The organism is Novosphingobium mississippiense (assembly GCF_044029535.1).
Classification (GTDB): Bacteria; Pseudomonadota; Alphaproteobacteria; order Sphingomonadales; family Sphingomonadaceae; genus Novosphingobium.
Genome location: NZ_CP147001.1, coordinates 2,981,614 through 3,001,702, shown reverse-complemented (window position 1 = coordinate 3,001,702; position 20,089 = coordinate 2,981,614). Strand labels below are relative to the sequence as shown.

At 66.5% G+C, this 20,089-nt stretch carries 23 protein-coding genes; 7 read left to right on the top strand and 16 right to left on the bottom strand.

Annotation, left to right across the window (positions count from 1 at the left end; genetic code table 11):
* Positions 1 to 137 precede the first annotated feature (137 nt).
* Entirely contained in the window at positions 138 to 926 is a 789-nt protein-coding gene (locus WBP06_RS14260; RefSeq protein ID WP_395329024.1) for an IclR family transcriptional regulator, read from the bottom strand.
* Between the two features lie 118 nt (positions 927 to 1,044).
* Between WBP06_RS14260 and WBP06_RS14255 the strand changes: the two genes are divergently transcribed.
* The 5 genes from WBP06_RS14255 (at position 1,045) to WBP06_RS14235 (ending at position 7,246) form a co-directional block, all read left to right on the top strand.
* Positions 1,045 to 2,649, top strand: coding sequence for an acyl-CoA synthetase (locus WBP06_RS14255; RefSeq protein ID WP_395329021.1), 1,605 nt, complete (start codon positions 1,045 to 1,047; stop codon positions 2,647 to 2,649).
* Between the two features lie 125 nt (positions 2,650 to 2,774).
* Positions 2,775 to 3,911, top strand: coding sequence for a MaoC family dehydratase N-terminal domain-containing protein (locus WBP06_RS14250; protein WP_395329018.1), 1,137 nt, complete (start codon positions 2,775 to 2,777; stop codon positions 3,909 to 3,911).
* Positions 3,912 to 4,048: 137 nt separating this feature from the next.
* Positions 4,049 to 5,068, top strand: a complete 1,020-nt coding sequence (locus WBP06_RS14245) for an alpha/beta hydrolase (protein ID WP_395334178.1) — start codon at positions 4,049 to 4,051, stop codon at positions 5,066 to 5,068.
* Positions 5,068 to 6,276 carry a CaiB/BaiF CoA transferase family protein gene (locus tag WBP06_RS14240; RefSeq protein WP_395329016.1) on the top strand — a complete coding sequence of 403 codons (1,209 nt, stop codon included), beginning with the start codon at positions 5,068 to 5,070 and terminating at the stop codon, positions 6,274 to 6,276. Before WBP06_RS14245 ends, WBP06_RS14240 begins: the two co-directional genes overlap by 1 nt.
* 49 nt (positions 6,277 to 6,325) lie before the next feature.
* A complete protein-coding gene (locus WBP06_RS14235) occupies positions 6,326 to 7,246 on the top strand; it encodes an SDR family NAD(P)-dependent oxidoreductase (RefSeq protein WP_395329013.1) in 921 nt (306 codons plus the stop codon).
* A 24-nt stretch (positions 7,247 to 7,270) separates the two neighbouring features.
* Here WBP06_RS14235 and WBP06_RS14230 read toward each other — a convergent pair whose 3' ends face one another.
* On the bottom strand, positions 7,271 to 7,708 hold the full coding sequence (locus WBP06_RS14230) for a hypothetical protein (protein ID WP_395329011.1): 438 nt from the start codon (positions 7,706 to 7,708) through the stop codon (positions 7,271 to 7,273).
* Between the two features lie 11 nt (positions 7,709 to 7,719).
* Positions 7,720 to 8,280 (bottom strand): TetR family transcriptional regulator, encoded by a 561-nt coding sequence (locus WBP06_RS14225; RefSeq protein ID WP_395329008.1) that lies wholly within the window; start codon positions 8,278 to 8,280, stop codon positions 7,720 to 7,722.
* 86 nt (positions 8,281 to 8,366) lie between these two features.
* Here WBP06_RS14225 and WBP06_RS14220 point away from each other — a divergent pair, with 86 nt between their 5' ends.
* Together WBP06_RS14220 and WBP06_RS14215 are read left to right on the top strand one after the other, a co-directional pair.
* Positions 8,367 to 9,083 (top strand): alpha/beta fold hydrolase, encoded by a 717-nt coding sequence (locus WBP06_RS14220; protein ID WP_395329005.1) that lies wholly within the window; start codon positions 8,367 to 8,369, stop codon positions 9,081 to 9,083.
* 198 nt (positions 9,084 to 9,281) lie between these two features.
* The gene (locus WBP06_RS14215) at positions 9,282 to 9,719 is read left to right on the top strand and encodes a hypothetical protein (protein ID WP_395329002.1); all 438 of its coding nucleotides are present in this window, start codon (positions 9,282 to 9,284) and stop codon (positions 9,717 to 9,719) included.
* Positions 9,720 to 10,082: 363 nt separating this feature from the next.
* Here the strand turns inward: WBP06_RS14215 and WBP06_RS14210 are convergent, their stop codons facing one another.
* The 13 genes from WBP06_RS14210 to WBP06_RS14150 all read right to left on the bottom strand — a co-directional run bounded on the left by WBP06_RS14210 (position 10,083) and on the right by WBP06_RS14150 (position 20,087).
* Positions 10,083 to 10,685: a response regulator transcription factor gene (locus tag WBP06_RS14210; RefSeq protein ID WP_395328999.1), complete on the bottom strand. Its 603-nt coding sequence runs from the start codon at positions 10,683 to 10,685 to the stop codon at positions 10,083 to 10,085.
* 254 nt (positions 10,686 to 10,939) lie between these two features.
* Complete coding sequence (locus tag WBP06_RS14205) at positions 10,940 to 11,311, bottom strand: flagellar protein FliS (protein WP_395328996.1); 372 nt, start codon at positions 11,309 to 11,311, stop codon at positions 10,940 to 10,942.
* Position 11,312: 1 nt separating this feature from the next.
* Positions 11,313 to 12,764 carry a flagellar filament capping protein FliD gene (gene fliD / locus WBP06_RS14200; RefSeq protein ID WP_395328994.1) on the bottom strand — a complete coding sequence of 484 codons (1,452 nt, stop codon included), beginning with the start codon at positions 12,762 to 12,764 and terminating at the stop codon, positions 11,313 to 11,315.
* A gap of 76 nt (positions 12,765 to 12,840) precedes the next feature.
* Complete coding sequence (locus WBP06_RS14195) at positions 12,841 to 13,977, bottom strand: flagellar biosynthesis protein FlhB (RefSeq protein WP_395328992.1); 1,137 nt, start codon at positions 13,975 to 13,977, stop codon at positions 12,841 to 12,843.
* Positions 13,974 to 14,756 carry a flagellar biosynthetic protein FliR gene (gene fliR / locus WBP06_RS14190; RefSeq protein ID WP_395328990.1) on the bottom strand — a complete coding sequence of 261 codons (783 nt, stop codon included), beginning with the start codon at positions 14,754 to 14,756 and terminating at the stop codon, positions 13,974 to 13,976. Before fliR ends, WBP06_RS14195 begins: the two co-directional genes overlap by 4 nt.
* Positions 14,753 to 15,043 (bottom strand): flagellar biosynthetic protein FliQ, encoded by a 291-nt coding sequence (locus WBP06_RS14185; protein ID WP_395328988.1) that lies wholly within the window; start codon positions 15,041 to 15,043, stop codon positions 14,753 to 14,755. The genes fliR and WBP06_RS14185 overlap by 4 nt, the downstream gene beginning before the upstream one ends.
* Positions 15,044 to 15,047: 4 nt before the next feature.
* Complete coding sequence (fliP, locus tag WBP06_RS14180) at positions 15,048 to 15,815, bottom strand: flagellar type III secretion system pore protein FliP (RefSeq protein ID WP_395328985.1); 768 nt, start codon at positions 15,813 to 15,815, stop codon at positions 15,048 to 15,050.
* A complete protein-coding gene (locus tag WBP06_RS14175) occupies positions 15,812 to 16,105 on the bottom strand; it encodes a flagellar biosynthetic protein FliO (RefSeq protein WP_395328982.1) in 294 nt (97 codons plus the stop codon). Before WBP06_RS14175 ends, fliP begins: the two co-directional genes overlap by 4 nt.
* A 7-nt stretch (positions 16,106 to 16,112) precedes the next feature.
* Positions 16,113 to 16,445, bottom strand: coding sequence for a flagellar motor switch protein FliN (gene fliN, locus WBP06_RS14170; RefSeq protein WP_395328979.1), 333 nt, complete (start codon positions 16,443 to 16,445; stop codon positions 16,113 to 16,115).
* Between the two features lie 56 nt (positions 16,446 to 16,501).
* The gene (locus WBP06_RS14165; protein WP_395328976.1) at positions 16,502 to 17,383 is read right to left on the bottom strand and encodes a FliM/FliN family flagellar motor switch protein; all 882 of its coding nucleotides are present in this window, start codon (positions 17,381 to 17,383) and stop codon (positions 16,502 to 16,504) included.
* A gap of 8 nt (positions 17,384 to 17,391) precedes the next feature.
* Positions 17,392 to 17,997: a flagellar basal body-associated protein FliL gene (gene fliL, locus WBP06_RS14160; RefSeq protein ID WP_395328973.1), complete on the bottom strand. Its 606-nt coding sequence runs from the start codon at positions 17,995 to 17,997 to the stop codon at positions 17,392 to 17,394.
* A 33-nt stretch (positions 17,998 to 18,030) separates the two neighbouring features.
* Positions 18,031 to 19,623 carry a hypothetical protein gene (locus WBP06_RS14155; protein ID WP_395328970.1) on the bottom strand — a complete coding sequence of 531 codons (1,593 nt, stop codon included), beginning with the start codon at positions 19,621 to 19,623 and terminating at the stop codon, positions 18,031 to 18,033.
* A gap of 8 nt (positions 19,624 to 19,631) precedes the next feature.
* Positions 19,632 to 20,087, bottom strand: a complete 456-nt coding sequence (locus WBP06_RS14150) for a hypothetical protein (protein WP_395328968.1) — start codon at positions 20,085 to 20,087, stop codon at positions 19,632 to 19,634.
* Positions 20,088 to 20,089 lie beyond the last annotated feature (2 nt).

Genomic DNA, 20,089 nt, shown 5'->3' with positions numbered 1-20,089 from the left:
CCCGCTGCGACTAACTCCGCTGCGCTGCGTAAGTCTCGCGACCCTCCCGCCTGCGGGAAGGCGGAACTGTGCTGTCGTTCCATCGGCGCGCTGATACTCCCCTCCCCCCGCAGGCGGGAGGGGTTGGGGGTGGGCTTTTAGCCGGACAGATGCTCGCTCAACGAACGCGCGGCGCTGACGAGAGCCTGCTTCACCCGGTCCATCTCCCCACGCAGCGTTGCGCCGATGCCGATGGCCACCAGCGCGTGCGTGGGGGCGCCGGCTTCGCGGCCGCCCTTCCATACCGGCGCGGCGATCACGGTAACGCCGGCGATGTAGTGCCCGTCATCCACCGCGATGCCGGTGCGTTTCGCTTCGGCCACTTGCGCGCACCATTCCGGCCATGACGGCGCCTCGTCCCAGCGCAGCGTTTCGAAGCGGGGGTGCAGGGTTTCAAGGTCCTCTACGCCGAAGGCGGCGATGCAGCGGCCGGTGGCGGAAACGAGCGCGGGGAAGCGGCTGCCCACTTGCGTCGATAGCTGGAACGCCTCGCCCGATTGCGCCATCGCCGTGACGATGATGTGGTCCAGCCCGAAGACCTGCACGCCCAGAGTGGTGAGCCCGAACTCACGCGAGATGCGATCGAGTTGCGGCTGGGCAAGGTCGTTGAACTGGTCTCGTTTCAGCCAGGCGCGGGCGAGCGTGAGCACCCCGGCGTCGAGTGCGTAGCGCTTCGTATCCGCATCGAAAGCCACCAGTTCCTCGGCCACCAGGGCCCGCAAAACGTAGAGACAGGTGCTGGGGACAAGGCCCAGTTCGCGGGCGATGGCCTGCACCCCCATCGGCGTTCCGCGCTTGCCCAGCAGGCGCAGCACTGCTGCCGCCCGAGCGATGGCGGGGGCCTTGCTGGCGCGCACGGCGTCTTCGAGGGGGTCTGATCGGCTCATCGTTCAATATATAGAATAACATTCAATATTTACAAAACAAGCCCGCTTCATCACATTTGTTGAACATAAGGACAAATGGCCGGCCGCTGAGTCGCGTCGGTGTGGAGTGGGATGAGCGATGGTTAGGCTGACCGAACTGACGAGCTATGCCGATGCGCAGGCGCATGCCTCGTCGGCCGCGCTGTGGGAGCTGTTCGATGGCGACCGCGACATGCTCAACATCGCGCATGAATGCATCACCCGCCATGCAGACGGTTCGGGCCGCCCGGCGGTCCGGATCGCCCATGCCGACGGCCGCGATGAAATCCTCAGCTTCGACCTGATTGCCGCCGGTGCCGCGCGGTTCGCGCACTGGCTGGATGCGGAGGGCGTGCAGCCGGGTGAGCGCATTGCGTTCATGCTGGAACCCTCGCTGCCGTTCTACGTCTGCCTGTTCGGCGCGATGCAGACCGGCGCGATCTCGGTGCCGCTGTTCACGCTGTTCGGGCCGGACGCGCTGAAGCTGCGCATCGACGACTGCAAGCCCGCGATCCTGATCACCAATGCCGAGAAGGCGGACCTCGCGCGTGGCGCCGTGACGGCCGAGAACGGGCTGCGCGTGATCGTTGCCGACGATGGCCTGCTGGACGAGATCGCGAAGTTCCCGGCGACCTACGAGCCGAAGACCAAGGCGGGCGACCTGGCCGTGTTCCAGTACACCAGCGGCACCACGCGCGAACTGCCCGAAGCGGTGAAGCACACGCACAAGGCATTGGTCACGCTGATGTTCGCGGCGCTCTACGGCACCGGGATTCGGCCCAAGACCGCAAACGGGGAGGGGGATGAGTTCTTCTGCCCGTCCTCGCCGGCCTGGGGCCACGGCCTGTGGCACGGTACGCTGGCGCCGCTGGGGCTTGGCGTCACCACCGGCACCTTTGCCGGGCGCTTCGACCCGGTGCGGCTGATGCAGGCGCTGGACGATTACGGCATCACCAACATGTCGGCGGCGGCAACGCACTATCGCATGATGAAGAACAGCGGCGCGGCGGAGCAATTCGCGTTCCACTTCCGCAAGCTGTCCTACACCGGCGAGCCGATCGACCCGGCGACGCTGGAGTTCATCGACGGGGCGTTCAAGGTTCCGGTCTGCTCGATGTACGGCACCACCGAGATCGGCGTGGTGCTGGTGAACTACCCTGGCGCGGAGGACTTCACGGTGAAGCCCGGCTCGCTGGGCAAGGCGGTTCCGGGCCAGAAGCTGGAAGTGCAGCGCCCCGACGGCACGCCCACCGCGCCCGGCGAGATCGGCGAGCTGATGCTCTGGCGGGGCGGCGCGTGGATGACCACCAAGGACCGCGCGAAGATCGACGAGGAAGGCTACTTCTACCACTGCGGCCGCGCCGATGACGTGATCATCTCGGCGGGGTGGACGATGTCCGCCGTGGAGATCGAGAACACCATGCTGCGGCATGAAAACGTCCTCGAATGCGGCGTGATCGGCGTGCCGGACGAGCAGCGCGGGCAAGTGGTGAAGGCCTTCGTCGTCGCCAACCGCGCTGGCGACGATGCCTTCGTGAAAGAGCTTCAGGATTTCACCCGCGAACGTCTGGCCCAGCACGAATTCCCGCGCATCGTGGAGTTCGTGGAAGAGCTTCCCAAGAACCCGGCCGGCAAGGTCCACCGCAAGATGCTGCGCGATCGCGAGGCGGCGAAAGCTGCCGAAGCCGTTGCAACCGTAAACTGACCTTTCCCGTCGTCCCCGCGAAGGCGGGGACCCCGCTTTTTGGGCGGGCACGGCGGGAAGGAAGCGGGACCCCCGCCTTCGCGGGGGCGACGAAGCAGAGTTTGAACATTCAGGAGAGTACCGAAATGGCAACCACAGCAGAGTCCAAGTTCCCCAAGATCACCGAGGCGGGCCTCGACGATCTGCGCGCCCGCATCGGCGTGAAGATCGAGAACACCGTCGAGCCGTGGAACTACGAAGCCACCCGCGACGCGATCCGTCACTATGCCCACGGCATCGGCGACGACAATCCGCTGTGGTGCGATCCGGAATATGCCGCGAACACCAAGTACGGCTCGATCGTCGCGCTGCCTTCGTTCCTGTTCACCACCAGCCGCATCGTCTCGGGCTACTGCGGCGGTCTTTCGGGCGTGCACGCCATGTGGGCGGGCGCGGACTGGACCTGGCATCAGCCGGTGCTGCGCAACGACACCATCACCACGGTCGCCTATCTGAAGGACCTGGTCGAGCACCAGACCAAGTTCGCCGGCCGCTCTTTCCAGCAGATCTACCACGTCGATTTCTACAACCAGCGCGGCGAGCAGGTTGCCGGTGCCGACAGCTGGGTGTTCCGCACCGACCGTGACGAGGCGCGCGAGCGTGGCACCAAGTACACCGAAGCGCGCGGCCGCGTGGAGCCGTTCACGCAGGAACAGCTGGACGAATTCTACGACATCTACGACCAGGAAGAGATCCGCGGCGCCACCCCGCGTTACTTCGAGGACGTGAACGTCGGCGACAAGCTGCCGCCGATGATGAAGGGCCCGATGACCGTCACCGGCTTCATCTGCTACGCGCAGGGCTGGGGCGGCCTCTACATCCGCGCCAACAAGCTGGCCTACAAGATGCAGAAGGCCCACCCGGGCCTGGGCATCCGCAACCGCTTCAACGTGCCGGACTGCCCCGAGCGCGTGCACTGGGACGAAGCCTTCGCCCTCGAAGTGGGCGCGCCGGGCGCTTACGATTACGGTCCGGAGCGCTGCTCGTGGCTGACGCACCACATGACCAACTGGATCGGCGACGACGGCTTCCTCACCAAGTCGAACTGCCAGATCCGCCGCCACAACCCGGATGGTGACGCGATCATCATCACCGGTGAAGTCGCGGGCAAGTACGAAGAGAACGGCAAGAAGTACGTGATCGTCGACCAGAAGGCGACCACCCATCGCGGCGAACTTTCGGCCTTCGGCACCGCCGTTGCGGAACTGCCCAGCAAGGGTTGATCCGGGGGCTGATCCGGGGCCTGATGCTAAAAGAGCCCGGGGGTCGCATACCGGCGCAGCGATTTCGGCCCGGACCTTTGCAGAAGGTTCGGGCCGTGTCGTATGGTCCGGCCGGATAAATGATAAGCGGAGTGGATATGGGACAGGATCAGGCGGTGCCGCAATTCGATGCCAATGGCGACGTGCGCGTGCCGGCCTTCGTCCTGCCCGTGTCCGGCTTGCTGAGCGCCGAGGCGGCGGCTTTCCAGCGTACTCGCGCGACGATGCCGATGTTCGACGGGGCGGGGACGCAGGAGCCCGACATCGCCGCCCGGCGTGAGCAGATCAATGCTTATGCCGCCACGGGCGTTGCCCGGCTGCGCGAGAACTTCGCGGTGGAGATCGTCCCGCAAACCATAGGCGGCGTGGAGGTGTTGGACGTCACGCCTGCAGACGCCAGCCACGATCCCGATCGCGTGCTGATCAACCTGCACGGCGGGGCTTTCACCGTGGGGTGGGACGGGATCGCCATGATGGAGGCGATCCCCATCGCCGCACTCGGCAAGTTTCGCGTCGTCAGCGTCAATTACCGCATGGCGCCCGAACACCGCCATCCGGCGGGTGTGGAGGACGTTGCCGCGGTCTACGCCGCGCTGCTGGAAGACTACGCGCCCGGCCGAATCGGCATCTATGGCGGATCGGCGGGCGGCGCGCTGACGGCGCAGGCGGCGGCCTGGCTCCCCGCGCACGGATTGCCGCAGGCCGGTGCGGTCGGCATCTTCGGGGCTGGAGGCGTGCCGTTCGATGCGGGTGAATCGGCCTATGTCGCGGGCTACATCGACGGTTCGTTCCCACCGCCGCCTGCCGACGGCAGCGCGGGCATTGACATCACGCGCGGCTATTTCGTCGACTGCGATCCGCGCGATCCCAGTGCCTGGCCGGGCTACCACCTTGACGTCATGGCGACATTCCCGCCCACGCTGATCATTACCGGCACCCGCGCCATGGACCTCAGCCCGGCGATCTTCACCAATTCGCAATTACTGAAGGCGGGCGTGCGCTCGACGCTGATCGTGGGCGAGGGGATGGGCCACTGCTACCACTACGGCCTGCACATGCCCGAAGGGCGCGACGCGGTGGCGGCAATCCTCTCCTTCTTTTGTGAGAATCTGAACTGATGCCGGCAAATGAACCTTGGGCTGGCCCGCTTGCAGGCGTGCGGGTGATCGATTTCACCCGCGTGCTGGCCGGCCCCGCCGCCAGCCTTGCGCTGGCCGACATGGGGGCGGAAGTGTTCAAGATCGAACCGCCCGGCACCGGGGACGAGACGCGTACTTTCCCGCCGGTGCGCGATGGCGAGAGCCACTATTACCTGGCGGTCAATCGCGGCAAGAAGTCCATCGTCGTCGACCTGAAGAGCGAGGAAGGGCTGGCGCTCGTCCGCGATCTGGCGGCGAAGTGCGACGTGCTGGTGGAGAACTACCGCCCCGGCGTGATGGACCGGCTGGGCCTTGGCTACGAAGCGATGAAGGCGATCAATCCGCGCCTGATCTACTGCTCGATCTCCGGCTACGGCCAGACCGGGCCGCTGAAGGATCGGCCCAGTTTCGACATCGTGCTCCAAGCCATGTCCGGCGCGCTGTCGATGAACGGGGAGCCGGATGGGCTGCCGACCAAGCTGGGCATTCCGCTGGGCGATCTGGTCGGCGGGATCAACGGGCCGATCGGCATTCTCTCGGCGCTTTACGAGCGCGAGCGGACGGGCCTTGGCAGGCACATCGACGTCAGCCTGATGGACGGGCTGATCGGGATGCTCGGCTACATCGCGCAGCTCGCCTTCTTCAACGGCACCGACCCGAGCCGGGTGGGATCGCAGCACCCCAACCTCGTGCCCTATGGCATTTTCCCGGCGCGCGAGGGCTCGATCGTCGTCGCCTGCCTGACGCCGGGGTTCTGGAGCCGCATCTGCCGCTCCATCGAGCGGCCCGAACTGATCGAGGATCCGCGCTACGATACGCTGGAAAAGCGCCGCGATGCGCGGGCCGAAGTGAACGCGGTGGTCAGCGCCTTTACCGAGCGGCACACGGTGGACGAACTGGTGGCGATCTTCACCGTGCACGAAGTGCCGCACGCACCGATCCTGGGCGTGTCCGAAGCGCTGGCGCAGCCCCAGGCGGTGGAGCGCGGGATGGTGGTGGAAACGCAGCACAAGACGCTTGGCGCGATTCCCATCGTCAACCGCCCGATCCGCTTCACCGATGCGCCGCAGCCGGTGCCGACCGCGCCGCCGGTGCTGGGCGAACACACCGATTTCATTCTCGAAGACGTGCTCGATCTTTCGCCGGAGCGAATTGCGCAGCTGCGGAGTGCCGGAGTGGTTGCCTGATCCGCCGCATCGGGCAAGGCTGGCGACAAGAACTTGAGAGGATTTCCAGATGGCCGACCTGCGCTTCGACAATAGAGTCGCCGTGATCACCGGCGGCGGGCGCGGGCTGGGCCGGGCGCATGCACTGTTGCTGGCGAGCCGGGGCTGCAAGATCGTGGTCAACGATCCGGGCGTCTCGATGGCGGGCGACGCCACCGATGAAGGCCCGGCCGAGGCGCTGGCCGCCGAAATCCGCGCCATGGGTGGAGAAGCCGTCGCCAACACCGACAGCGTCGCCACGCCGGAAGGCGGCAAGGCGATCGTCCAGTCCGCGCTCGATGCCTTCGGGCGGATCGACATCCTGATCCATTCGGCCGGCAATGTCCGGCGCGGCAAGCTGACCGATCTGGCCTATGAGGATTTCACCGCCGTCCTCGATGTCCACCTGAAGGGCGCCTACCACGTCGTGCGCGAGGCATTCCCGCACATGATGGCGCAGGGCTATGGCCGCATCGTGCTGACCAGTTCGATCAACGGGCTCTACGGCAAGTCGGACAATGTGACCTATTCGCTGTGCAAGGCGGGTTTCATGGGCCTGTCCAACACCGCCGCGATCGAGGGCCAGCACGCCAACGTGAAGTCCAACCTGATCGTGCCGGCCGCCGTCACCCGGATGTCCGAAGGGATCGACACCAGCCAGTTCCCGCCGATGGAGCCGGAACAGGTGGCGCCGATGGTGGGCTACCTCTGCCACGAAGATTGCGCGGCTTCGGGCGAGATGTTCGTTGCGATGGGCGGCCGTCTGGCCCGCGCGAAGATCGTCGAGAACGAGGGGGCATTCCGCAAGGACTGGACCTTGGAACAAGTGGCCGAGAGCATCGGGACCATCCGTGATGGCGGCGAGACGCTGGCCTTCCCGCCGGTGCCGGACGGCCAGCTGGAGCATCTGCTCTATGGCTTCGGCATGATCCGCAAGGAAACTGCCGCCTGATCGGTTACCGGCCTGGGCGCGGGCTCACACCAGGCCCGCGTCTTTCAGCAATTTGGCTTCGTCGCCGGTGATCCAGCCGAAGGCCTTCAGCGCACCGTCGCGCCGTTCGAGCAGGTAGCTGTTGGTGAAGGGGATATCGATCCGCTTCCCGTCCTTTTCGAACGTGCTGTTCCAGCCGACGCGGGCAAGGCAGTGGCTCTCGTCGATCGGGTGGATATCGACGCCGGTGACGGTCATCGCCGTGGTGCCGATCGCGCGATAGTGGTCGTAGGCCTTGGCCAGCCATTCGCCGAAGCCCGCGTCATTGTCGCCGGCCATGACGCCGTCCGGGCCGGCAGCGATGTACTGCGTGGAGTAGAGCGAGCGGACGTCCGCGATATCGGGGGCACCCTGCAAGCCGCGCAGGAAGGCGGCGGCATAGCGATCGAAGAATGCTTCCACTTCGGCTGCCGCGATGGCCATCCGGGGCTCCTTTATGTGTCGCCGCGCAAGTCCTGCAAGCTGCGCGTGAACCAGTCCGCCACTTGCTGGCGCTCGCTTTCGCCAAAGCCGGTCAACGGCAGATGGCGCAGGAAGAACACGAAGCCGATCGACAGGATCGAGATCTGCAACGCGCGGACGGGGCCGTTTTCTCCGCCCATCGCTTCTGCCAGCGGGGCGATGCAGCGCCGCGCGAAGACATGGGCGGCAATCTCCGCCGCGTCCGGCGCGCCCGATGCCATCGCGATCATCAGCATCGGCTGCACCGATTCCGCGCTTTCCAGCAGCTCGGCAGTGATGTGCCGGGCAAAATCTTCCGGCGCGACGGCCAGCAGCGGATCGACCGCCATCGCATGGTCCAGCGCCGCTTCGAACAGGCCGGCCTTCGATCCGTAATAGCGCAGCAGCAGGGGGGAACTGATCCCGGCGCGCGCGGCGATCTCACGGATGCCGGTGTGCGAATAGCCGCTGGTGGAGAACAGGTGCTTCGCCGCGTCTAGGATGCGCGCGCGGGTCGCTTCGGCGTTTCGCGTTCGGGGCAGGGTGCTTTCCATCGCCGGCAGGCTATCGTCGGGATTGACAGAAGGGCAAGTGCGAACGATGTTACCAGTCGATAACATAACTGCGGAGAGGGCTGATAATGGCGACTTTCGTTCTGGTGCACGGCGGCGGTCACGGTGGCTGGTGCTATAAGCCGGTGGCCCAGCGGCTGCGCGCCATGGGGCATGAGGTTCATGCCCCGTCGCTGAGCGGGCTGGGCGATCGCAAGCACCTGTTGAGCCCGGATATCGATCTGGACACGCATATCGACGATATCGCCCAATTGCTGGAGTATGAGGATCTGACCGACGCGATCCTGGTGGGGCACAGCTATGGCGGCATGGTCATCACCGGCGCGGCGGATCGTCAGCCGGGCCGCGTCGGCCACCGCGTCTATCTGGATGCCGCCTATCCGCGCGACGGGGAATCGCTGCACGAACACGCGTTCGAGATGATCGATCAGGCGCGCCAGACGATGCAGCAAGTGGACGGGGTGGATGTGGTGCTGGAACCCATGCCGGGTTTCGCCGGGTTCTTCGGCGTGACCGATCCCGAACTGGGCGCCTGGACCGACGCGCGGCTGACCCGGCAGCCGTGGAAATGCTTCGCGCAGAACATCGCTTTCACCAACGAATCGGCCATGCGGGCGATTCCCGAAAGCCATCTGATCTGCACTTCGACCATCCCCGGACGCGATATGGCGCTGTTGACCGAACGGTCACAAGGCCGCGTGTGGGATATCGACACCGGACACGATCTGATGCTGACCGAGCCGGAGTGGGTGACGGAACGGCTGGATGTCATCGCCCGAAGCTGAAATTCACTCGACTATGGAGTTACTTGCTGTCGAGAAATCGTTTTCGCCTTGGTCAACGCTTGCTTCATCAATGGTGAATAGGCTGTAGCAACCTGGCACGGGGTGAGAACCCACGTGATTTGTGCGGATTGACAGTTGGAGCCACTTGGGGACTTTGGCGCTATCCGCTCAAACGGGTTGCTAACGATGGCGAGTGTCTTGACCGATCATGTATCCGAAACCGAAGTATGGACCGCGCGCCTGCGGGATTTCCTGCACGACTGCGCCGGCAGCGCGGCGGTCGAGGAGCACGACCGCATCCGCGAAGCCGTGCTGCTGCTGCACGATCCCGCCGGGGATGCCGCCGCGACGTTCGAGCCGGCCACGATCGAGGCGATGCTGGCGTGTGGTGCCGCGGAAAGCGCGGTGCTGACGATCCTGGGGCCGGACGTGAACTGCATGGTCTCGCGCGGCAGCGCCGGGACCTGTCTGGCCACGCTGGTGCTTCCCGATGGATCGGAAGAAGTGATCTGCGAAGGCGCGACGCTGGCGCTGGCTTTGCTGGCGGCCTACGTATCGATGCTGCTGGCCGGGCTGGAGCGTGAGGATGCGATATCCTCTCCGCTGACGTTGCCCGCCGGGGCGCGGCTGCACTGATTGCCTCTGAAAATCCGCCGAGGGCGGGTTTTGGGCGGCACCAGTCTGTATTCGCCCCAAACGGGACGACGCATCCGAAGGGGTCGCACGAGGTTTCGGATGCGCCGTCAGTCTGTTCATCGGGGGAACCGCGACGGCTCCGGCCGGGAGGGTATCTGGCCGTGCCGTCTTTTCCGGCCGCTGTTGCGGCGGAATGCGGAACCGAATGCCGGCAGGATCAATCGTGTGGCGAGCCGGCACGGACGGGGTAGCAGCGCACCCGCTAAACCTTCGTGCCTGCCGCTCTAGGGGCTGATCCGGGCCCGTTCGAAAGGATTGCCTCGAACGTGCCCGGCCCCCGGGAGCGGCCTGCTCAACCAAGGCTCAATTGACCAGCGCTGCCTCGATCGCGATGCGGATCGCATCGGACGTGTGGTTGGCACCCAGCTTGTTGAGCATGTTGGCGCGGTGGATTTCCACCGTGCGCGGGCTGATCGACAGCCTTTCGCCGATCAGGCGGTTCGACAGGCCGCTGGCCACGCCGCCCAGCACTTCGCGTTCGCGACGGGTCAGCCGTTCCACGCGGGCCCGGGCCATGACTTCGCGCAGCTTGGCATTGCCCACGCTTTCCGCCCGGTCGATCGCGCGTGACAGTGTGTCGTTGAGTTCGGCGGCGGAGATCGGCCAGGCAATGTAGTCGATCGCGCCGTCCAGAATGGCCTCGACGATGCGGTTGGCCGATGGGGCTTCGCTGAAGGCGATGATCGGGAACCATTCGCCGTGGCGGGCCATGGATTCGATCAGATCGTCGATCGCGCCGGCTTCGTCATGGATCAGGATTACCCCCGATCTTGGCCAAGTACTGGATAGTTCGGATATGTTCTCGAACGGTTCGACATGGATATGGCCGCTGGACAAGGCGTGGCTGATGGCAGCTCGGCGACGCATGTCGTTATCGATGAGGATGAGGTTTGAAATCCGCTCCATGGTATCCTCCTTATTCGGCATCTGCCCTAAGGAAGTTATCTCAGTGCGGTAAAAAGCCGACGCGTGACCTGATCCAAAACCGACGCAGCACCGTCCATTTCGGTAAATACGCAGGAAATTCGGGCGAAAACGCAAACCGAATCGGACCTAGCTATGGCGGTAACCTGAAATTAGCTATCCTTTGAAAATGCATTGAAGGGACGTTTTCACGACATACCGCGAAATTTGAATTGAACGTATGCCCGATCGGACTTTCAGCTGCCTTGCAGGGCGCGGCCGATTTCTTCGAAATCCTTGCGCAGCGTTCCAATCCGGCGTGGATCGAAAGTAATCGCACAGTCCAGCAGCGTCCGCCGCGCCGCCGTGTAAAGCTGGTTGAGCGCGCCGGCCATGCTGTTTTCGCCCGAAACGCCCAGTTGCAGCGCGGTGATCGCGGTCAGCGCGCGGGTGAGCGAGCGGCTGCGCAGGCCGTTGTCGCCGATCTTGTCGGCATGGATCGCGGTGCCCAGCGCCGCCACCAGATGTTCGTAGCACAAGTGGACCAGATCGGCCGGCTTGGCGCCATTGACGCGGGCGTCGAAGTCGACGCGGCGATAGGCTTCGTTGGGGTTCTGTTGGCGTAGCATGTCAGCTGCTCGACTTGTTCCACTGGGCGATCTGGCTCTGCAACATGCTCAGTGTGGATTTGGAAATGCCGATCCGGGTTTCGGAAACGGAGAATTGCGTAGCCAGCCGGGCGCGCAGCTTTTCCTGCTGGTCGGCCAGGTCGCCCTGGTCGGTGGCCACTTTCGCCAGCTGCTTGGTGTAGCGGGCGATCGAACCGCCCAGCGATCCGGTGTCGGTGGCGGAACTGGCGGTGCGGTAGATCTTGTCGAGCGTGCCGAACACGCCGTTGATGCCGTTGGTGAACATCGCGGCAACCCCATCGGGATCGGCGGCGATGGTGGCGTTCAGCCGGTCGGTATCGAGCGAGAACGTGCCGTCGCGCAGGGTCTTGAGGCCCAGGTCGGCCAGGGTCTTCGCGGCCCCGGTGGCATTGGGCATGATCGTGGCGCTGCCCAGCCCGGACAGCGAGCGCTTGAGCGCGCGCGCACCGCTGTCGTTGGCAAGATCGCCGCCGACATCGGTGGCCGTGTTGAGCGCGCCCACCACTTCGTTCAGCGCATCGATCAGATCCTGCATGGACGATGCGATGGAAGTGGTGGGATCGGCAAAGGTGACCGTGGTGGCGGCACCGACATTGGTGCCGGTCAGCGTCAGTTTCACGCCGGGGATCACATCGGTCAGCGTGTTGGAGGAAGACGTCATCGACAGCCCGTCCACCTTGAAGGCGGCGTCGCCGGCGCTGGACAGCACCGTGCCCGTGGTGGAGGCCGGGTTCCAGGCGAGGTCGGAGAGGGCGGATGTGCCGGCGGCCGGGGTCGCGTTCAGGACGAAGGCATTGTTGGCGCCTTCCGCACCCTTCATCACCAGCTGCGCGCCGTTCACCGTCTGCGCGACATAGGCGGTGACGCCCGAATTGCTCGCGTTGATCTTGGTGGCGACGTCGGCCAGCGTATCGTCGTCGTCGATCGTGATGTTGACTGCCGCGTGGGTGGTGTCCGCCGTGAAGTTGCTGCCCGATAGGGTGCCGAAGTTCAGCGTCAGCGTGCCGGCGCCGACGAGGTCGGTCTTGGCGGCATAGGCCTTGCTGGCGATCTGCTGGCTTGAGGCAAGCTTGCTGACTTCCAGCGCATAGCTGCCGGTGGGGGTGGTCGATCCGGTCAGGGCGGCGGTCGCCACCGCGGGGTTGGCCACTTTCGGCGTGCGCGCCAGATCGCCGCTGCGCACCAGCGTGCCCAGCGACGTGTCGATCGCCAGCAGCATCGACTTGATGTTCGACGCGGTGGAGATCTGGGTGTTGAGCTGGTCCGCCTTTGCCGTCAGCCGGTCGTTCCGGCTGGCGAACTGGGCGATGGCCAGGTTGTTGGCCAGCGCAGCCATGTCCACGCCGCTGCCACCACCCAGCGCCGTTACCAGCGAGGTGGAGGTGAGCGAGGATGTCGCGCTCGTCGTCGAAGTGGTGGAGGTAGTAGCCATGCAGCGCAGGACGGCGGGAGCGGCGAATATTTAAGGGTGCATCAGGATTGTCCGGCAGGGGCGCTTTGCGCCGGTCCTACGTCCCCGTCCCCTCCAGCCGTCTATCGGCATCGAAGCGCAGGGTGACCGGCACCGCCACTTCGGGCGGGGTGCGCTTCTCCCCGCGCTTCAGCGAGAGCACGAAGGCCAGGATCGCGGCGATGGCGACATAGTGTTCCTCGCGGATCATCTGCTTTTCGCGGGTGGTGTAGAAGACGGATCGCGCCAGCGTCGGATAGGCCAGCATCGGCACGGCATATTCGGCGGCCAGTTCGCGCATCGCCATCGCCTTTTCTCCGCGCCCCTTGGCCAGCACCACCGGGGCGGGGGCCTTGGCCGGATCGTAGGCCAGCGCCACCGAGAAATGCGTGGGGTTGGTGATGACGAACTGCGCCTCCTTCATCGCCGGGATCAGCGCGCCCATGGCGATCTGGCGCTGGCGTTGCTTGATCGCGGCCTTCTTTTCCGGCGCGCCTTCGGCGTCCTTGTTCTCGTCCCGCACTTCCTGAAGCGTCATCTTCAGGCGGGAGAGGCGGCGGATAATCTGCACCGGCAGGTCGAACATGGCGATCAGGAACAGCCCGCCCGAAAGCCAGAACAGCAGCGTGACGATACTGTGCCACGCGGCAGAGACCTGGCCCAGCAGGTCTCCGCTGCCAAGGTGCAGCAGCGTTTCGATCTGCCCCCGCGCCCAGTACCAGCCGATCGCCAGCAGCAGGGTGACCTTGGCGATCCCCTTGGCCATCTCGATCCAGCCCGATGGCCCGAACATCCGCTTCAGCCCGGAAAGCGGATTGATGCGCGATCCCTTGGGCAGCATGTTGCTGCCCAGCCAGCGCCCCTCGCCAAAGCCCAGTTGCGAGACCAGCGAGACCAGCAGCACGGCGATCCCCAGCACGAGGATAGGCGGCAGCAGCTCGACCAGGACTTGCAGCAGCCGCTGGCCGGGGGTGAAATCGTCGATATCGGCGCGGCGCCAGGTGAAACCGGTGGCCAGCGCGCGCAGCAGGCGGTCCGTCACCCAGGGCCCGGCCAAGGCCAGCCACGCCCCGCCCATCGCCACGCCCGCCGCCGTCGCCATCTCGCGCGAGCGGATGACGTCGCCCTTCTCGGCAGCGTCCTTCTTGCGCTTGGCGGTGGGGGCGAAGCTCTTTTCGCCTTCCTGCTCGGTCACGGTTTGAGAACTTCAGCCGCCTGCTCGATCGCATCGGCGGAGAGGCGGGTGACAAGGTCGGTCAGCACCGGGGCGCTGGCCAGCAGCGCCGCGATCCCGCCCAGCACCCCGGCCGGCAGGCCCAGCGCGAAAAGGTTGAGCGCGGGGGCGGAGCGGCTGAGCACCCCGGTCACCACTTGCACCACCAGCAGGACGAGGCAGGCGGGCAGGGCGATCGCCGCGCCGGTGGCAAAAGTGCGCGTGGCGAAGGCGGCGACCAACGCGAAACGCTGCGCGCCCAGCCAGGTCTGCCCCGGCGGGAACGTGCGGTAGCTTTCCACCAGCAGCGCGAACCATTGCAGGTGCGCGCCCAGGGCCAGGAACACCATGGTCAGCACCACGGTGAAATACTGGCCCAGCGCGGGCGATTGCGCGCCGGAATTAGGATCGACCGAGACGGCCATGTTCATGCCCATCGATCCGCCGACGACTTCGGCGGCCAGGATCGGCGCGGCAAAGGCCAGTTGCAGCGCGAAGCCCAGCGCCAGCCCGATGCAGACCTCTCCGGCGACGGAAAGCATGCCCATCAGCGAGAACAGTGCGGCGGGCGGCTGCACTTGCGTCCAGGCGCAGACCATGACCGCCACGGCCCCGGTCAGGATCACGCGGGCCTGCGGCGGCACCCCCGCGATCCCGAACATCGGCGCGGCCAGCAGCGCCGCGCCGATCCGCGTCATCACGAAAAGCAGCCGCCAGAACTCATGCTCTACCGGCCCGAACCCGAAGGAGAGGCCGTTCACGGCGCGACCTGCTCGGCCTGCCCGGTGCGGGCGATTTCCGCGAAGATCTCCTGCGTGAAGTCGCCGATCAGCGTCATCATCGAACTGCCCAGCACCACTAGCACCAGCGCCGTCACCGCCAGCTTCGGCACGAAAGTCAGCGTCTGTTCGTTCACCGAAGTTGCCGCCTGGATCACGCCGACGACAAGGCCGACCGCGAGCGAGGCGATCAGCACCGGCGCGGCGACCAGCGCGGTCACCCACAGCATCTTGTCCGCCAGATCGAGCAGGGCGCCGATGTCTTCCATGGCCCTACCCGAAGCTCGCCGCCAGCGATCCCATCAGCAGCGCCCAGCCGTCCACCATCACGAACAGCAGCAGCTTGAAGGGGAGCGAGACGACCATCGGGCTCATCATCATCATGCCCAGGCTCATCAGCACGGAGGAAACGACAAGATCGATCACCAGGAACGGCAGGAACAGCATGAAGCCGATCTGGAACGCCGTCTTCAACTCGCTGGTGACGAAGGCGGGCAGCAGGATCGAGAAGGGCACGTCCGCCGTGTTGGCGAAGCGCGGGGCTTTCGCCATGTCCGCGAACATCGTCAGGTCCCGCTCGCGCGTCTGGCGGATCATGAAGGCGTGGAACTCGCGCCCGCCCGCCTCGATCGCCTGCTGGGCATTGATCTTGTCCGCCGCGTAGGGGGCGATGGCATTGGCGTTCACCCGCTCCAGAGTGGGAGACATGACGAAGAGCGAGAGGAACAGCGCCAGCCCGATCAGCACCTGATTGGGCGGCGACTGCTGCAGGCCGATCGCCTGCCGCAGGATCGCCAGCACCACCAGAATGCGGGTGAAGCTGGTCATCATCAGCACCAGGCTGGGCAGGATCGTCAGCAGCCCCATGATTAGCAGGAGTTGGAGCGACAGGCTCATGCCCGGCCCGCCCGGTCCCGATCCGGTACCGCCGACGGAGCCCAGGGCCCGGTCCAGCGCGCCGGGGATCGCCGATTGCGCGCGGACGGCGAGGGGCAGCAGTGCCGCGCCCAGCGTCGCCGTCACGGAAAGGGCGCGCTTCATGGCGTTTCGTCCTCGATGGCAAGGTCCTGTTCGAAGCTTCTGGCGGGCGCCTCGGCCAAGCGCGTCAGGCCTTGGCGGGAGGCGGAGACGAGGATTTCCCGCCCGTGGAACTCGATCACGGCCAGCTTCATCGTGGGGGACAGCATCAGCGTTTCCACGATCCGCACCGAGCGCCCGGTGGCGGGGCCGCCCACACGCTCCTGCATCCGCCGCGCCAGCCACAGGCAGGCCCAGATCATCGCCGCGATCAGCGGCAGCAGCAGCACCAGCTTGAGCAGATACCAGCCCATCGCCGCCTTACTCCTGCGTTGCGGTTTCGGCGCCAGATGCAGGCCCAGAATCGGGCCCGGACTCAGGCAGGGCGGCAGGCTCCTTCGCGGCCTCGTCGCCGGTCATCTCGACGATGCGCAGCCCGAAGCGGCCGTTGTGCGCCACCACTTCGCCCCGCGCGATCGGCTTGCCGTTGACCAGCACGTCCAGAAGTTCGTCGGTCATGCGATCGAGCACCACCAGGCTTTCCGGGCCCAGCGAGAGCACGTCGCGCAGCTTCATCTGGGTGCGGCCGAGTTCGACCGACAGCCGCACATCGACGTCGCGCAGGAATTCGAGGCTGCGGGGATGGATGCTCATGGACGTTCTGTTCCTCGGAAAAAGCGCGGGTTAAAAAGCGTCGTCAAAAGGCGCGGTCAAAAAGCGTGGGCGATCTGGACCGCGACGCGGTCGTCAAGCTCGCCGACGGTGCCGGTGGCGATCGTCTGGCCGTCCACCTGCAACGGCACGCTGCGGGCGACGGCGACGGGCAGCACGTCGCCCGGTCGCAGCGCGGACAGGCGCGACATGGCGATGGGCATGTCCACCAGTACGGCAGTCACCTCGATCGGGATCGAGGCGAAAGGCTCGCCGGTGGGGCCGGGCCGCGGCTTGCGCGGGCGCGAGGGCACCGGGCGCGGCGCGGCGGTGACGGCGGCCAGCGTCGTTACCGGAAAGGCCAGTTGCAGCGACCAGGGCGCGAAGCCCGGATCCTCTATGTCGAGCGAAAGCGTCAGCAGTTCCGCGCTGGCCGGAAACGGGTCCAACTGGCGCAGGCTGGTGTCGCGCCGCTGCGGCCGCACTCTAAGGTCGTCATGCCCGCCGAACGCCAGCCCCAGCGCCGTGGCGAGCGCCGTCTCGATCCGTTCGAGCAGCAGCAGTGCCGAAAGCGGCAGCGTTTCCGGGATCGTTTCCGGCTTGTCGCCCCGCCCGCCGAAGGCGCGATCGACGATGCGCAGCACCGATCCCGCCTCGAACGTTGCCAGCAGGGGCAGCCCTGCGGGGCCAAGCACCAGCAGCGTATGCGCGGCGGGGCCGTCCAGTTCGGACTGGAGCGATCCCAGCGTGCCGTCCATCGGCATGCCCACGCGCACCAGCGGCGGCTCGCCCCCCGAAAGGTGTGCCAGCGCGGCGGAAAGCGTGCGGCTCAACCGCTCGCCGATCAGCGACAGCGCCGGCACCAGGTCCGTCAGCTGCGGCTCTTTGCCCAGCAGTTCGGCCGAATGCCTGGCTTTCGCGGACGGTGGGGAGGATGCCATCGCCGCGCTCACTGGATGATGAAGTTGCGGAAATAGACGTTGTCGACCCCGCCGAAGCCTTCTTTCTGGATCAGCACGCGGTTGATCGCGTCGGTCATCCGCTTCTGCAGGCGGGTCTTGCCGTCGATGGTGTAGACGTCGTTCTCCGGCGTATCGGCCAGGATCGCCAGCAGGGAGGAGCGGATCGCCAGTTCATGCTTCTTCAGCCATTGCAGCACCCGCCCGTCATACCGGGTGGAGCAGGCCAGGCTGAGCTGGATCATCGAATCCGAATCCTTCAGGTTCGACGTGAAATCGTCCGAAAAGGTGTAGTAGGCGGTGCGGTACTGATCGCCGCCGTCGCCTTCCACTTCGCCTGCGCTGGCGTCGGCTTCGCCGCCTTCCTGCTTCGGCGCGTAAGGATCGGTTTCCCCCTTGCGGATCAGCTGGGGGCGATTGTCTTCCTTCGATGCGTCGTGCTTGCCCAACACGCCGGTGGCGACCAGCGCGAAGGCTCCGCCGCCGCCGCCCAGCACGAGCATACCCACGCCCACCAGGATCAGGCCGAGCTTGCCCTTGGTCTTCTTCTCGCCACCGCCGTCACCGGCGCCGTCCTTGGCTCCCTTGTCGCTCACAATCGTGTTCCCCAATGCAGTGGTGGTGTGGGATCAGGCGTAGATGCCGCCGCGATCCGGGCGGGCGGAGCGGGCAGCCCCGTCGTCACCGGCTGCGGCGGATGTGCCGCCGCGCGCCGCCGGGGCGTGCCGCCGATCGCCGTCGTGCCCGCCTGCCAGCGTGCCGGACGGGTTGCCGGATTGGGCAGAAGCCTGCCGCTGGTCCTGCGAGAAACTGCCGCCGGTGTGCGCAGGGCTGCCGCTGCCGGGCTGTTGCCACGCCTGCCGTGCATCGCCGCGCGCGGCGTCACCCTGATCGCTGCTCATCTGGCCGGCGAGCGAGGCGGCGACTCCGGCGTGGACCGCCGTGCCGAACGCGGGATCGGCGCTGGCCATGGTGACGGAGAGGCCGCTGCTGTCCGGCCGGAATTGCAGCGAGACGGAGCCGAACTGCGTGTGGTTGATGGCGGTGCGGACCACTTGCGCGCCTGCCGCTTCCCGCGCTTCGGTGATCTTGCCGACAAGCGTGGCAAAGTCCTGCGGGCCCGGCACGGAATCCTGCGGAGCCGCGTTGCCCGGTGTCGCCACCGGGGTAGTCGTGGCGGCGAGGTGCGGAGCGGCGAACGGCTGAGCAAGCGGCGCAGCCTCGTTCGACGCCACGCGGACGAGGGTCGGGACTTCGGCCTGCCGGTCGGCAGGCGCGGAACCGCGTTCACCGGGCACCGCCGATTGCTCCGCCACGCTGGCCGCGACGCGGGTCTGCGGTGCCGCCGGGTCATTGACCGGCGGCGGAGGGGGCACGCCGGCTGCGGTGTTCGCTGCCGGCGGGGTCGGCATGGCCGTTGCGGTTTGCGCTTGGGGCGCGGCTTTCGGCTGGGCGTCGGGAAGGCTTTCACCTGTGGCCGTTGCGGACAGTGGCGTGGCGGCGGCGGGCACTTTTACCGTCTGGCTGGTCGGACTGTTTGCCGGTGCGACTTCTATCGGAGCGAGGCGGACCTGTTCCAGCGATGCCGGCACGCCGACTTTCATGGGGACGACGGAAGCGGGAGTGTTCGCGCCCGCGCCTGAATCTTGGCCTGCATCGGCCTTTGCCGGGAGGACGTCTGGCGGGGCGACGGACTGTTGGGTCACTACGGTCAGCGGGCTCTGAATGGCGGGGCCGCTTGCGGTGGCAGAGGACACCGCAATCGTGTTCACCGAGGCTCCCGTCGCCGGCGTCTTTGCAGGGTCCAACGTTACCGGGGGCAACACGGCGAGTACCGCCAGCAGCGTGTCGGCGGGATCGATCTCGGCGCCGTCCGGCGAGTCCGGCGGCGTGTCGGATTGCGCATCGGCATCCTCCGCTTCGCCCGAGGCGGTCTTGATGTCCTTGACGAGCGTGGCGGCGGCAACGCCCGGCAGGGCTTTGCCGGTTGCCTTGCCGGGATCGCCCGGGTCGCCAGACTCGGAGGCGACGACCGGCGCGGCCTTCGCGGCAGCGGTCGGCCCGGCGGGCGGCGTTTCCGTGGTGCCCGTTCCGGCCGCCGCGTCGGTAAGAATGGCCGCAAAGCCGCCGTTCGCCACGCCGTTGGAGGGGGCATTGGCGGCCGCCTTGCCGGTCGATGCCGGGCTGGACGAAGCGACGGATGGGGAGGAAGGGATCATCATGCCTGTCCCTATTCAAGACCCGTGCCAGAACCGGGATCGGCATCGGAACCGCTGCCGGATGACCGTCGCGCCGAAAGCGCGGGCGTTTCGCCGGCCTTGGCGATCATGCGTTCCTGCAGGGTGGCGCGTTCCTCGATCGCGGCGCGGCGGCGTTCGGCGGCGGCGAGTTGGAGCTGCTTGGCATCGGCGATGGACTGGGCGCGCTGGGCATCGCCTTCGGTGGTCTGGCTGATCGCCTGCAAGCCGCTGACGAACCGGCCCACCTGATAGAGTGCGGCGCCATCGGCCATCTCGCGGCGGCTGGCATAGTCTGCCGCCAGCGCGCGGGTGCGTTCGGACAGCGATTTCAGCTGAGACAGCGTGCTTTCCGCCTGGGCTGCCTCCAGCGCGGCGGTCTGCTTGGCGATGGCGCGGATCTTTTCCAGTCGCCGCAGCCGGATCAGGCGCTTGCGATCGGCGTTCATCG